Origin of the sequence: Flavobacterium hydrophilum (genome assembly GCF_003202405.1) — a bacterium.
GTDB classification, from domain to species: domain Bacteria; phylum Bacteroidota; class Bacteroidia; order Flavobacteriales; family Flavobacteriaceae; genus Flavobacterium; species Flavobacterium hydrophilum.
This window is the reverse complement of the sequence record NZ_QJHL01000002.1, coordinates 339,667-353,641: the sequence shown is the minus strand read 5'-3', so window position 1 is coordinate 353,641 and position 13,975 is coordinate 339,667. Positions and strand designations below refer to the sequence as shown.

The following is a 13,975-nucleotide window of genomic DNA, read 5'->3' as shown; positions in this document are numbered from 1 at the left end:
TTATGAAAAACATTAAAAATATAGTTGCCATTCTAATACTGGCATTTACCATTTTCTCCTGTGAAAAGGATAATCTTGACGCTTTGGGGAAGTGGGATTTGATTCCTGCTGTTATTGAACAGCCGGCAAATGAAACGAGTGTTGTTTTAGATGAGACAAAACCACATGAAACAGTAACATTCAGCTGGCTTCCGGCAAAATCTACGGCGGGTTATGCCATCACCTACTCAATCGTTTTTGACACGATTGGTTCAGCTGATTTTGATACACCGATCATAGAGATCCCTTCCAGTAATGGTGGAAAAGATTTATCAGTATCGCTTTCTTACGAAAAAATAAATGAATTTTTATCTTACAGCGGCTATCCTGTAAACGATTTATCCACTTTAGCCTGGGCTGTAAAAGCCAAAAGTTTAGATAAACTGGCTTACGCCGAAAACGAAATTTCATTTAAAAGATTCCCGACAGAACTGATTCCGAAAAAATTGTACATTTCCGGAACAGCAACTGAAAACAACAACGTTTTAAGCAATGCTATTGAAATGCAGCGTCTTAAAAACTCAGGTGGTGCATTATCTAATATTCATGAAATATATACGAGTTTAACTGCCGGAAACACTTATAAATTCTACAGCGAAAAAGCACTTCCTTGTCATCAGTATGGAGGTTCTGATAATAATAAATTAGTAAAATCCGGAAATCCGATTACGGTTAAAGAATCAGGACAATACAGAATATCAGTAAACCTTGACAACAATACTTACAATTTATTAAAAATTGACAAATGGAGCGTTGTAGGAGACCCAATCAGTGGCGGCTGGGGCGGCGATCAGCCATTAACGTATCAGGGTGGCGGAATCTGGAAGGCTTCACTTACTCTTATAAATCCTGGAAATTTTGTTTTCAGAGCGAACGGAAACTGGGATTATTTACTTAAAAAGGTAGTGGGTTCTACAAATAAAGTAATCATGGAAACACAAGCTGCATCGCAAGGTGCATCGGTTCAGGATTTAAATTCTACAGTTGTTGGAAACTACTTTGTAACACTAAATCTTTCTGCTACAGGATACACGTACACCGTAGAAATTGACAATACTGTTCCTGTTAACATTCCTACTCCAAATGAACTTTACCTTTTGGCAAACGGAGTTTCAATACAGCAGTTTACTAAAGACGGTGATACATTTAGTTCTCCCAACTTTATTCCGCTGCAGTCCTCTGTCAATTATACGTTGAACACACAGGCAAATGGTTCCGGAACAAGTTATTCTGTTAACGGACAGCTTGGAGTAGCAAGTTCGCCAGATGGAGATAAGGTTACAGGATTAAATGCTTTAAACACCACTAATACCGCAATAAAAGTAGGAAGTGACAGAGGTTTGAAATTGAGTATTGATTTCAGTCAGGCCAGAATTAACTGGACTTATTATAACTTTAAATTATTCCATTGGCAAAATTACGATACCCGTGATGAATATACGATGACGTACCAGCATCCAAATAAATACACGACAACAAGAACTATAAATGCCAATTATGACATGAAGTTCATCAGTCCGTGGGATTTTGATTTGGGTTCTTCAACTCCTAATACAATGACAGGAAATCTTGTTAACGGTTCGGGCGGTTCCAATCTTAAAAGTGTAACGACAACAGGAAGTTATAAAGTTACTATAACATTGAATAACACCTATCAGGCTGGAACGTACGAATTCATTTCACAATAAATATACATAACCATGATATCAAATAAAGTAATGACATCTTTAAAAATTATATTATTCGCTTCCTTCATCTATTTACAAAATAGCTGCGATAGCAAGGACATGCCGAATTATGCCCCGCCAGTTGTTGGGACTACAGAGGCAAAATTTTATCTTACAACCCCGTCAAAAAGTAGTTTACTGCAATTGCAGACTAACGGAATAACACCTTTGACCACAAACAATAATTTCACTATTAATGTTAATGAGGGCACAACCTACCAGAAAATGGACGGATTTGGTTATACCCTGACAGGCGGAAGTGCCATGTTGATTAACAATATGTCGCAATCTGCTAAAAATAGTTTATTGCAGGAATTATTTGGTCAGGGTGAAAACAGTATTGGCGTAAGTTATTTAAGAATTAGTATTGGGGCTTCAGATCTGGATGCTTCTGTGTTTACCTACAATGATCTGCCTGCAGGTCAAACGGATGTAAATCAGGCCAATTTTTCAATTGCACCGGATTTAACGCATTTAATTCCAGTTTTAAAAGAAATTAAAGCAATCAATCCAAATGTGATCTTACTGGCTACACCATGGACAGCACCATCCTGGATGAAAACGAACGTATCGAGTATTGGAGGATCATTAGCAACAGCTTACTATGCATCGTATGCGAATTATTTTGTAAAATATATTCAGGCGATGCAGGCAAACGGAATTGCGATTGATGCCATAACGATTCAGAACGAGCCGGAAAATCCGCATAACAATCCAAGTATGGTTATGACTGCTCCGGAGCAAAGGGATTTCATCAAAAATAATTTAGGACCGGTTTTTAAGGCTAATAATATTACTACGAAAATCATCTTATTTGATCACAATCTTGACAATGTAAATTACGCCATTTCTATTCTTAATGATCCTGCTGCTAAAGCCTTTATTGACGGTTCAGCGTTCCACCTGTATGCCGGACAGATTGAAAATATGAGTCAGGTTCACAATGCACATCCGGATAAAAATGTTTATTTCACAGAACAATGGGTTCAGGCACCCGGAAACTTTCCGGATGATATCAAATGGCATTTCAGGGAATTAGTAATCGGTGCACCAAGAAACTGGAGTAAAACCGTTTTAGAATGGAATTTAGCTGCAGATCCAAACAACAATCCTCATACGCCTGGCGGTTGTACAGAATGTCTTGGAGCCATTACAATCAACGGAAGTACTGTAGTTAGAAATTCAGCATATTATATCATTGCTCATGCTTCTAAATTTGTACCAACCGGTTCTACCCGTATAGAATCGAATACATCCGTAGAGCTTCCTAATGTAGCTTTCAAAACCCCTGACAATAAAATTGTTGTAATCGTTTTGAATAATACCGGAGCACAAAAATCATTTAATATCAATGCCGGCGGTAAACCCGTTTCTACCATGCTTTCAGCAGGATCAGTTGGAACTTACGTTTGGTAATTAAATTATAAAAATGCTTTACATCCTGTGTCATTTTTGGCTGTAAAGTAAATAACTTGTTCCAAATCAAATTAATCAGCAGCTTTAGTATTAAAAGCTGCTAATAATAATGACAAAAGCAAAAAACCGCAATTTCATTTATGATGAAATTGCGGTTTTTGTTTTGCAGAGAGGAAGGGGTCAAAAGTTTGATTTTAAAATCACTTCATTCTTATTTCATAATTATCCTCTATATTTTTTAGAAGCAGAAAACCCGTTTTCAAAACACGCTTAGTCCCGCTATCCATTTTATCTTTTATGGCGAACCCCGCCACAAAAGGATATCATTACTATCGGGGCTAAGTTAGAAGTTTTAGGTTTTGAAAAATCTCTATTAGTAGAATTTAAAGCGAAGTGGTGTATTAACAAATAAGATTTTATAGATTTGTTATAAATTCCCTGGCCGTTTTATGCAAGTTTCTCCATCAAAAGAATTATCACCTTTCATCAAACATTATCTTTTTTTAGATAATAAAGAAACTGCTATTCAACAACTTCGTTTGTTTTCTGATGGCAATACAGGCGTTGTATTTTCTTTAAAAAACAAACTTATATCCGGCTTTGGTAATTACGCAGAAAAAAAATATTTGCCCCATTCTTTTTTATACGGACAACTCAATGGTTTTAAGGATATTTATTCTGACAATGAAATATCTTTAATAATTATCGTTTTCCAACCTCACGGAATTCACCAGTTATTAGGAATTCCTGCCTATGAATTTCAGGATGCTATCATTACGGTTGAAGATGTATTTGGGGAAAAAGCTTCCATTCTTAAAGAGAAATTGTCCGAACACAATAATCCGGCAAGAATTGAAATTCTAAATCATTTTTTTAGAACCTTAGCGGCTGAAAAAGTGATTTCAAATTATCAAATAATAAACAATTCATTGAATTTTATTATTGCCAATAAAGGACATTTCTCCATAAAACAACTAGTTGATTACACCGGCTACACTGAAAGACATCTGGAGAGAAAATTTAAAGAATGTGTCGGACTGAATCCTAAAAAATTTGGTAATATTATACGACTACATCATTTTCTAAAACTGTTAAAAGAAAAAGCTGACGAAACCAATCTTACAGCCATTTGTTATGATACGGGGTTTGCTGATCAATCGCATCTTATTAAGGAATTTAAAAAACATACCGGGCTAACTCCAACAGCCTATTTACACAGTACGGGAAAATTAACCAATAATCTGATCAAAACCTTTTCCGGCAGTTCACTTTAGAATGTCGGTTTTGTACAATTTACAGAATATTTCGAACGCTATTTTTGACTAAAATTAATAGCAAATGAAAAATCTAAAAATAGCCACAGCTCAGTTTGAGAATAAAAGTGGAGATAAAAACTATAATTTATCGGTAATTGAAAAACTTTCTCAAAAAGCGGCTGATGCAGGCTGCGATGTAATTTCGTTTCATGAATGTTCTGTCACCGGATATACTTTTGCAAGAAAATTGTCAAAAGAACAAATGTTGGATTTAGCAGAAAATATTCCGGGTGGAGAAAGTATTTTAAAACTCACCGAAATTGCTAAAAACAATAATATAGTTATTCTGGCAGGATTGTTTGAAAAAGATGAAAACAACAATTTATTCAAGGCTTATGTTTGTGTGGATAAAAATGGTTTAGTAGCCAAATACAGAAAACTGCATCCTTTTATAAATCCTTATCTCACACCGGGAGATCGTTATTGTATTTTTGAAATTGACGGCTGGAAATGCGGAATTTTAATTTGCTATGACAATAATATTATCGAAAATGTCCGGGCTACAAAACTTTTAGGCGCTGATATCGTTTTCATGCCACACGTAACGATGTGCACCCCTTCTACCCGACCTGGCGCTGGTTTTGTTGCACCTCAGCTTTGGGAAAATCGTGAAGCAGACCCCACTTCACTACGATTAGAATTCGACGGAATGAAAGGTCGGGACTGGTTGATGAAATGGCTCCCGGCAAGAGCTTATGATAATGCCATTTATGCTGTGTTTTCAAACCCAATTGGTATGGACGACGATCATTTAAAAAATGGCTGCTCTATGATTGTTGATCCTTTTGGAGATATCATAGCCGAATGCCGCTCTTTTGACGACTCTTTTACTACAGCAATAATCACTTCTGAACAGTGTATTCAGGCCGGAGGCAGTCGTTACATTAAAGCAAGAAGACCAGAATTATATCGGGATATCATTGGTCAGGATCACAAATCTGAACAAAATGTTGTGTGGTTAAACTCTAAAGGAAAAAGTTAAAACTAAAAATTTCTCATAAAAAAACCTTGTGAATAATTTCACAAGGTTTTCGCAGAGAGGAAGGGATTCGAACCCTCGATACAGTTACCCATATACTAGCTTTCCAGGCTAGCTCCTTCAACCACTCGGACACCTCTCTATTTTGGTTTGCAAATAACATGAAAAAAAATGAGTTAGAAAAGCATTTTTAAAAAATTCCTTTCAATACTTGCTGTTATTTATTTACTAAAGCGAAATTTCGCCACGCAAGGCGGTTTCAAAAATCGTTTTAAACTCCGTTTGCGGAATCGTAACCGTGTGTCCCAATAAATACATTAACTTGGTGATGGCCGCTTCAGTCGTAATATCTTTGCCGGAAATCACGCCCAGAGATTTCAAGGCCGTACTGGTTTCATATTGCCCCATATTCACGCTTCCGCCTGAACATTGTGTTACATTAACGATATGCAAGCCATTTTTAATCGCTTTTTCAATCAAATTTAAAAACCAGTCTTCGGTAGGTGCGTTTCCGGAGCCGTAGGTTTCCAGAACAATTCCTTTTAAATCTTTAGTTGCCAAAATTGAAGCCAGAACAGTCTCACTCATTCCCGGAAACATTTTTATAATGGCTACATGATTGTTCAGGTTTTTGTGGACAATCAGTTTTGCATCGGTTTTTATTGGAAGAAATAAATGTCGGTTTAGTTTAAGATGCACCCCTGATTCTACCAATTCAGGATAATTCGGCGCTGTAAAAGCCCTAAAGTGTTCAGCGTTTACTTTTGAAGAACGGTTTCCGCGGTATAATTTGTATTCAAAATACAGACAAACTTCAGTTATAACAGGTTTTCCTTCTTCCTGAAGCGACGCAATCTGAATGGCTGTAATCAGGTTTTCTTTGGCATCGGTACGCAAATCTCCAATTGGCAATTGCGAGCCCGTAAACACAACAGGTTTGGCTAAATTTTCGAGCATAAAACTCAATGCCGATGCGGAATACGACATGGTATCTGAACCGTGAAGCACTACAAATCCGTCAAACGTATGATAATTTTCCTCAATGATTGTGGCAATTTTGGCCCACATTTGAGGATTCATATTCGAAGAATCAATTGGATTTTCAAACGAAACCGTTTCGATTTCGCAATCCAGCTGTTTTATTTCAGGGATATTTTTGAGCAGTTTTCCAAAATCAAAAGCTTTAAGCGCCCCTGTTTCAAAATCTTTACTCATTCCGATGGTTCCACCGGTATAAATTAAGAGTATTTTAGCTTTAGATGACATTTTGGTATTTTAATTTACTCACAACAGGATTGGCATACATCGCCAAAAATCCTTGTCTTGCAACACCATTATCAGTTCCTATTCTCTTTTCTAAACGACGCTCAAAAAGCTGTTTTTCACTTTCTTTATACAAATGAGCGTATTGATTGGTTTCGTTTAAAATGTCGTAGGCAATAAAATTGGTTGGCCATAATTGGTAATTCTGTAAAATGGAATCATCAATTACCTGAGCCAAAGCCTGAATCTGTTTGTTGGAATTATCGTTTTCAGCAACAATCTGATCAATTTCAGAATCCAGAACATCTCCAACAGAAATATGGATTCTTTTTTTAGTTCCCATGATACCGCTTAAAATGGTCATGAAATCCTCGTTTTTATCTTTTACATACACTTCATTATTGGCTTCAGCCATTAATTGCGGCATTTTTAAAACATCCGTCGGGTCGTATTCATATGAAATGGATACAGGAACAATCTTTAATTTCTTAAAGTAGTCCATAATATTGGTTTCATCGGAACCCATTCCGATCATTTTTAAAACACCTGGATTGGTTTCGTCATTTCCGTCTTTGGTACGGCCTTCTCTTTGTGCAATCCAAACCGAACGATTTTCGCGAAGCAGTAACTGCCCCATATATTCTGCCAGTAATTTAGAGCTTTGCAGCATTTCGCGAGGCGTCAACCCTCTTAAAACCAAAAAGTTTCTGTTTAGTTTTGCCAGTGTGCTTAAAAATGCTTTTTTTACCAGATTATCACCAATCGCTGATGCCGTCATCACCAAACCGTGTTCGAAAAGACAAACATTCAGTAAAGTCGTATCAAGTAAAATATCGCGGTGATTGGATATAAATAAATAAGGAGTGTTTTTTTCTAACTTTTCAAAACCCGAAGTTGTAAGTCCTTCCGAACTTTTATCGAGTACCTTTTGAATCGTCTGATAAATAAAATTGCATTGAAAATCACGAATCGAGTGAGTTTTCTTCAATTGTTCTTTCCAAACTTCATCATTTAATTCCGGAAAAGTAAAATTCATCATGGTTTTCATCATCGGATGATTGGCAACTCCATGAAGTGCTTCATTTACTTCAGAATCATAAAATGGTCGAATAGCGTCAAATTTCTGCATTATAAATATCAATTTAGGTGGGCAAAAGAACAAAAAAAAAATTAAAGTTTTGTAATCCGGATATTAAATCCCGAAAACGTCTTTAGAGTTTTGCGTTGTTGCTTCTGCAATTTCTGTATCTGAAAGGTCGTAAATTTCGGCCAGTTTTGCAATTACATTCGTTAAATAACTGCTTTCGTTGCGTTTACCTCTGTATGGAATTGGCGCCAGATAAGGCGAATCGGTTTCTAAAACAATATGTTTTAAATCAATTTGGTGTAAGAATTGGTCGATTTTTCCGTTTTTAAAAGTCACTACGCCTCCGATTCCCAATTTCATGTTATAGGAAATGGCCTGAAGTGCCTGCTCATATGTCCCTGTAAAACAGTGAAAAATTCCAAACAAATCAGCTGATTTCTCTTCTTCCAGAATTTCAAAAATTTCATCAAAAGCTTCACGGCAATGAATCACAATGGGAAGTTTGTACTGCTTTGCCAATTGAATTTGTTTTCTAAAAGCGATTTGCTGTTCTTTCAAATGTGTTTTATCCCAGTACAAATCAATTCCGATTTCGCCAACGGCATAAAATTTTCGTTTTGAAAGTTCTGTTTCCACATGTTTCAGCTCGTCCAGATAATTATCTTTCACGTAAGTGGGATGCAAGCCCATCATCAGGAAAACATAATCCGGATAATTTTGCTCCAAATCGTACATCGATTGTGTGGCAGCGGCATCAATGGCTGGAATAAAAAAACGTGTTACTCCGGCATCTATCGCTCTTTGTATCATTTCGTCACGATCCTGATCAAACTCTTCAGAATATAAATGCGTGTGTGTATCGGTAATAATAGGTGTTGAATTCAAGGGTATCATTTTAAAGCTGTCAAAATTACGACAATATTAAAAGAATAGCAATTGTGGACAGTATCACAAAGTTTCGTAAAAAAAAATTCGCAAAGCATTTTAAAGCTCTGCGAATTTCTGTGTAAATTCTCTGTGTATGGCTGTGAAACAATTAATCCAAAGCACGCAAAAGTTCCTGAACTTCATCATAGTCTTCATATTCCTGAGAAATAGTCTGCAGGATATGTTTACAGCCGTTATAATCTTTTTGTTTTAATTTGATTAAAGCCAGATTCCAAAGCGATTTGTCTTTGAAAACAGCACTTCCTGATTTCAATTCATTAAAAACTGTTTCAGCTTTTTTATATTGATTGGCTTGCAATAAAGAAACTCCATAATAATATTGAACTTCCGCAGTTTTTTTGTTCTTAAGAACTGCTTCAAAAAACGGAATCGCTTCCTTGAATTTTCTGTTGTTAAATGTTTTTTCAGCCTCTATCAAATCGGCATTCGTATTGCTTCTTTCTGTAAAATGAGCTTGTCCGGGATGGTTATAATCATTAAAAGACGGGTTTTGGTGGTAATCAAAAAAGAACAATCCGAATAAAATTGCCACAGATGCCGCCGCTGCATAATACCACGGACGCATCAACACCACTTTTGGTCTTTCTTTATTGAAATGTTTATCTGAAATCGCAGAAAGATTTTCTTTGAACGCTTCTCTTTCCTGCTCGTATCCGAACTTGTTATCCAATTGCGCCAAAACTTCTTTGAAAGTCCTGAATTCAGCCGCAAATTCTTCATTTTCTGAAACTTGCTTTTCAAAACTATTTCTTTCTTCAATCGTCAGTTCTCCCTGCAGATATTGATCAAATAATATGTAGCGTTCTTCGTTCATGGCTAATTATTTTTAAGAGATTTAAAATTTTTTGCTTCCTGAATCCACTGTGTCAGCTGTCCCACGCATAACGATTTCTTTTTACGCACATAGCCGTACGTTACGTTTAGCTTTTCGGCAACCTCTTCCATCGATTTGATCTCAAAACTCAGTTTAAGCAGTTCCTGGCATTTATCTCCTAATTTTTGGAACATCATGTCAAAAAGCTGCTGTTTCTCATCAAATTGTTCGGCCTGTTCAACCAAATCGAGAGCAGATTCATTGATAGATGCAAAATCTTCATTAATTGTTACCCCTTTGTTCGAAGTTTTTTTCAATTCGTTAAGCCATTTCCTTTTACACAACAAAAAGAAATAGGCATCGAACGGGCAGGTCAGTTGCAAAGTATTGGCTTTGGCCTGATTAAAAAGCAAAATCATGATTTCCTGAACCACATCCTGTGCCTGATCCTTGTCACCGGAATTATTCATAACGTAAAAAACCACTTTGGGAACATAATTTTTATAGATAGAACGAATTATGGCCGAATCATTTGCGCCAATTCCGTCAATATATTTTTGGTCAGGATGTATTTTACTTTTTTTCATATCGAAAATTATTAGCTAAAGTAAAAAAAAGAATCTGAAAAAAATTACAGAAACAGGGGTAACAATCCTAAAAACAAATTGATATAGGGCAATAGAAGGTTATTTAGAATTAAAATCACATAAAAATGGGAAGTTATCAATTTACAACCGAGAAAGATTTTGCCAAGTTCCAGCAAACATTGTCGAAAAAAATTCGCAACGGATTTATCGTAGTTGAAAAAAATGACAAACTTCCTTATGTGGTTTTATCCAAAGAAAAAAAACAAATCGATTCTTCATTTCATCTGGCTTTGGTTCTGGCAACTCTTGGACTTTGGTCAGTGGTCTGGATTTATTTATTAATCAGTCTCCGCAAAAAACAAATTCTGGTTGCACTCGATGAAGACGGAAATGTTTTTGAAGAAAAGTGCCTTTCCAAATAAATTTAAAAAAAAATAAAAACAGGGGTAACAATTTTTAAAGCCCGTTGATATAGTGATATAAAACGAATAAAAATAAAATTTTGAAAACAAGGGTAACAATATCAAACCCGAATTGATATAAGAATATAAAAATTAAATTAACAACCAAATCTGAAAACCAACTGATACCGATCAGCTCAGATTTATAAAAATTAGAAATCATGAACACAAACTTTAAAAAAATCGGATTATTATTTTTAGCATTGGCAACTTTTGCAAGCTGTGATGACAGTGATGGAGAAGATAAAGTTATACCGCCATCAGCATCAGAATTTGCAGCGGTAAGAGATGAAGCTTTAGCAGGAAGAACACAACATTTTACGGCAACTGCAGGTACAGGCAATATTGTTCTTACTTCTAAAAAAGGAGTTAAGATCAACCTGAATGGAGATTGTCTTAAAAAAGCAGGAGTAGCGGTAACCGGAACAATTGATATTGAATACGTAGAGCTTTTTGATAAAGGGGATATGCTGGTAACCAATAAACCAACAATGGGTTTAATGCCTGACGGAAAGAAAAATTTATTAATTTCAGGTGGTGAGTTTTATATCAAAGCGACACAAAACGGACAGGACTTAACTACCGGATGCGGCATGTACCTTATTGTACCAACCGGTTTAACAGGAGGTTTTGACAATGCCATGACTTTATGGTTTGGAAACATTGGTGAAGATGATAACTTAGTTTGGAGAGAAGCTAAAGATGGTGCAGACGGTGCCGGCGGAAAAGGCGGTGTTCAGGGAGAAGCAAACAGTTATTATGTAACTTTTGGAAACTTTGGATGGGCAAATGTAGACCGTTTTTACAGTGATCCAAGAGCAAAAACCACAATATTGGTTGATGCTCCTGAAGGTTTCGACAACACTAATTCTGCCGTATATCTGTCTTATGATGGCGAAGGAACAAACGCGCTTGCTCAATTAGACACCTATACAGCTGCCGGATTATTCAGCGAACACTACGGACAAATTCCAATTGGTTTAGCTTGTCACATTATTTTCGCAACAGAAGAAAATGGTCAATGGCGTTATGCAATAAAAGGAGTAACAACAACAGCAAATGCAGTTTACAGCTTTACACTTGCCGAAACAACAGTAGGATCTGAAGCTCAATTAGTAGCCGCAATCAATGCCATTCAGTAACTTTCAAATACTTTTTTTAGGGAGAAGTGGTGATTTGCTCACCACTTTTTTTTACATTTAATGCTGTTTTAAATTCATTCTGATGATTTTCAGAAGCTAATCCTGCTGTCCGTTATATTCCGACAACAAAAACTACGGCTAAAAAGCCTTGTTTTTCTAAATCGGGAGATGCCGCTGCCATCAGGGCTAAAAAACCTCCTCGACCATGAAAAAACTTTTATGCTGTTTCATTTTTCTATCATCAGTAATGGTGTTGGCGCAAACCAAAGTAAAAGACACCATCACCCGAAGAGCAAATATCAGCTACATCCAAAAAGGCAATTCGGTTACTTTTAAACCCGAAACACCTCCATTAATTCCAATTGCGGGTGCTCCAAAACCTAGTTATTCCTATTTATGGGAAATGGGTGACGGACATTACAGCAAACAGGCAGAGCCTAAACATGTTTATAAAAACAAAGGTAATTATACCGCCCGATTAGCTGTTACCAACAATTACGACAACGGAAAACCTCCTGCTACACGACCAAAAAAAGTAGCGGTTAATGAAATAGAAAATGATCCTTATCAGGACATCGCTTCCATCGCTGACCAAAACGGATTCGCCATCATAAAAAACTGCGACCCAATTCCGGAACAGGAAATGGTAGTCGTAGTAAGTTACCAAAATCTGGAAAATTATGTCGCCAATGGCAAACTCTATCTTTTTTACAACGAGAAACAGTTCAAAAACAACAATTTCGAATTGGTTGATTTCAGAACACATGCCGGAGAACGTGAAGTAAAAGAAAACACAGTTGCTTCTGTAGATGATCTTGACGACACAAAATCCTATCTTGCTTCTGCCGACAACGCTGTAAAATTCAAAAAATATAAAAATACCACAACAGAAGAAGATTTAGAGGCAAGTTTAAAAGAAGCAAACACACTCTATCATAATGTTTCGATTCTGGAATTTGATGATGCCAATCCAAGTGAAACCCGAAATGTTTTTTATACCTTCAAAACCACTCCGGAAATGATCAAAGATACCAGTGCAACGGTTACCATGCGCGGGATTTTTGTACCAAACCGCAGTTTTAAAAACCATAAAGTAAAAAACCTCGAAATGGAAATCGTAACCTCTCACGACCCGAACAAAATGGGTTCGAATGGGAGTTTTATGAATTACAGACTGGTTCGGTTTAAAAGAGTAAAATTCAAAACCCGTTTTCAAAACAATGGTGAAGGCCCGGCAAGAAAAATTCGCTTAGAAACCGATATTCCGGACATGTTCGACAAAAAAACATTCCAGATCGAAAGTATGTATCCCGAATGCCCGATTTGCCCAAAAGACGAAGAACCAACCGTAAGCTGTCTGGACACCATCATTACAAAAAAACAAATCATTTTTACGTTTAAGAATATCTACCTTCCGGGAACCGAACAAAAAAACGTTAAGGAAAAAGACAGTACCAAAGGTTTTGTGCGTTATTCGATGAAATTCGGTGAAGACTTTCATAAAGTAAAAACCAAAAGCCGAACCTCTATTATTTTCGATAAAAATGAACCTATCATAACCAACTACGTCACTACGCGATTCTTACCGGGAATTTCAATTGGTGCAAAAGCAGGATATAATTTTTATCCGGGGCTTGACAAATCAACGAGTTATTTTGTGGGTGCTACTATTTCGCCTTTTAAAGCCTATCGCTTTTACTGGCAGGCAGAATGGGTAAATGCTTTAAACCAATACAACAGTGCAGTTAATATTGCAACCGCATTTGACACCAATGCTAACGGAACGAGACAGTTAATACGTACGACTACTACAACCGAAAATAAAAATGTGAATTGGGAAATCCCTGTTTTGATTCGGTACAACATTAATAATTATATAGGAGTCGGAGCCGGAATTCAGGCCAATATCAATGTTGCATCAGAGCAGAATCAGGATATAAAAATAGAAACTTTTGAAGGAGACAAAGAAAATATTTTAATAGATACAAAAACAACCAATAATAACGTCAAAAACTCATTTACTGATTTCAAAACCGGTCTTTTATTTGATTTAACAGCAGGTTTCGCCAGAATCGGACCTAGTTTAGGTGCCCGTTATGTAATCAACTTTGAACAGGATTTTAATTATTTCCAGCTGTACGGGATTTGGAGGTTTTAAAAGTTATTCCGCAGAGATCCGAAAAGACCACACAGAGA

The 13,975-nt window shown here is 36.5% G+C and carries 12 protein-coding genes and 1 tRNA gene; 7 read left to right on the top strand and 6 right to left on the bottom strand.

The genetic code is table 11. The features are described 5' to 3' along the window. The first annotated feature begins 2 nt into the window (after positions 1 to 2). The 4 genes from DMB68_RS10710 (at position 3) to DMB68_RS10695 (ending at position 5,480) form a co-directional block, all read left to right on the top strand. The gene (locus DMB68_RS10710) at positions 3 to 1,727 is read left to right on the top strand and encodes a SusE domain-containing protein (RefSeq protein WP_110346672.1); all 1,725 of its coding nucleotides are present in this window, start codon (positions 3 to 5) and stop codon (positions 1,725 to 1,727) included. 12 nt (positions 1,728 to 1,739) lie between these two features. After that, on the top strand, positions 1,740 to 3,182 hold the full coding sequence (locus DMB68_RS10705; protein WP_231131637.1) for a glycoside hydrolase family 30 protein: 1,443 nt from the start codon (positions 1,740 to 1,742) through the stop codon (positions 3,180 to 3,182). Positions 3,183 to 3,631: 449 nt separating this feature from the next. Then, positions 3,632 to 4,456 (top strand): AraC family transcriptional regulator, encoded by an 825-nt coding sequence (locus DMB68_RS10700; RefSeq protein WP_110346671.1) that lies wholly within the window; start codon positions 3,632 to 3,634, stop codon positions 4,454 to 4,456. A gap of 64 nt (positions 4,457 to 4,520) precedes the next feature. Beyond that, positions 4,521 to 5,480 carry a nitrilase family protein gene (locus DMB68_RS10695; protein ID WP_110346670.1) on the top strand — a complete coding sequence of 320 codons (960 nt, stop codon included), beginning with the start codon at positions 4,521 to 4,523 and terminating at the stop codon, positions 5,478 to 5,480. A gap of 52 nt (positions 5,481 to 5,532) precedes the next feature. On the opposite strand, the gene DMB68_RS10690 is transcribed toward DMB68_RS10695, so the two are convergent. The 6 genes from DMB68_RS10690 to DMB68_RS10665 all read right to left on the bottom strand — a co-directional run bounded on the left by DMB68_RS10690 (position 5,533) and on the right by DMB68_RS10665 (position 10,176). Beyond that, positions 5,533 to 5,619, bottom strand: a tRNA-Ser gene (locus DMB68_RS10690). A gap of 86 nt (positions 5,620 to 5,705) precedes the next feature. Then, positions 5,706 to 6,743: an asparaginase gene (locus tag DMB68_RS10685; protein WP_110346669.1), complete on the bottom strand. Its 1,038-nt coding sequence runs from the start codon at positions 6,741 to 6,743 to the stop codon at positions 5,706 to 5,708. Then, a complete protein-coding gene (locus DMB68_RS10680) occupies positions 6,733 to 7,869 on the bottom strand; it encodes a 1-acyl-sn-glycerol-3-phosphate acyltransferase (protein WP_110346668.1) in 1,137 nt (378 codons plus the stop codon). The genes DMB68_RS10685 and DMB68_RS10680 overlap by 11 nt, the downstream gene beginning before the upstream one ends. A 63-nt stretch (positions 7,870 to 7,932) precedes the next feature. Further along, a complete protein-coding gene (locus DMB68_RS10675) occupies positions 7,933 to 8,721 on the bottom strand; it encodes a TatD family hydrolase (protein WP_165830124.1) in 789 nt (262 codons plus the stop codon). A gap of 142 nt (positions 8,722 to 8,863) precedes the next feature. Beyond that, positions 8,864 to 9,589 (bottom strand): tetratricopeptide repeat protein, encoded by a 726-nt coding sequence (locus DMB68_RS10670; protein WP_110346667.1) that lies wholly within the window; start codon positions 9,587 to 9,589, stop codon positions 8,864 to 8,866. Positions 9,590 to 9,591: 2 nt separating this feature from the next. Continuing rightward, on the bottom strand, positions 9,592 to 10,176 hold the full coding sequence (locus DMB68_RS10665; RefSeq protein WP_110346666.1) for an RNA polymerase sigma factor: 585 nt from the start codon (positions 10,174 to 10,176) through the stop codon (positions 9,592 to 9,594). Positions 10,177 to 10,301: 125 nt separating this feature from the next. Between DMB68_RS10665 and DMB68_RS10660 the strand changes: the two genes are divergently transcribed. The 3 genes from DMB68_RS10660 to DMB68_RS10650 all read left to right on the top strand — a co-directional run bounded on the left by DMB68_RS10660 (position 10,302) and on the right by DMB68_RS10650 (position 13,937). Next, a complete protein-coding gene (locus tag DMB68_RS10660; protein WP_110346665.1) occupies positions 10,302 to 10,598 on the top strand; it encodes a hypothetical protein in 297 nt (98 codons plus the stop codon). Between the two features lie 200 nt (positions 10,599 to 10,798). Continuing rightward, complete coding sequence (locus DMB68_RS10655; protein ID WP_110346664.1) at positions 10,799 to 11,779, top strand: hypothetical protein; 981 nt, start codon at positions 10,799 to 10,801, stop codon at positions 11,777 to 11,779. A 205-nt stretch (positions 11,780 to 11,984) separates the two neighbouring features. Further along, entirely contained in the window at positions 11,985 to 13,937 is a 1,953-nt protein-coding gene (locus DMB68_RS10650) for a DUF7849 domain-containing protein (protein WP_110346663.1), read from the top strand. Positions 13,938 to 13,975: the final 38 nt, after the last annotated feature.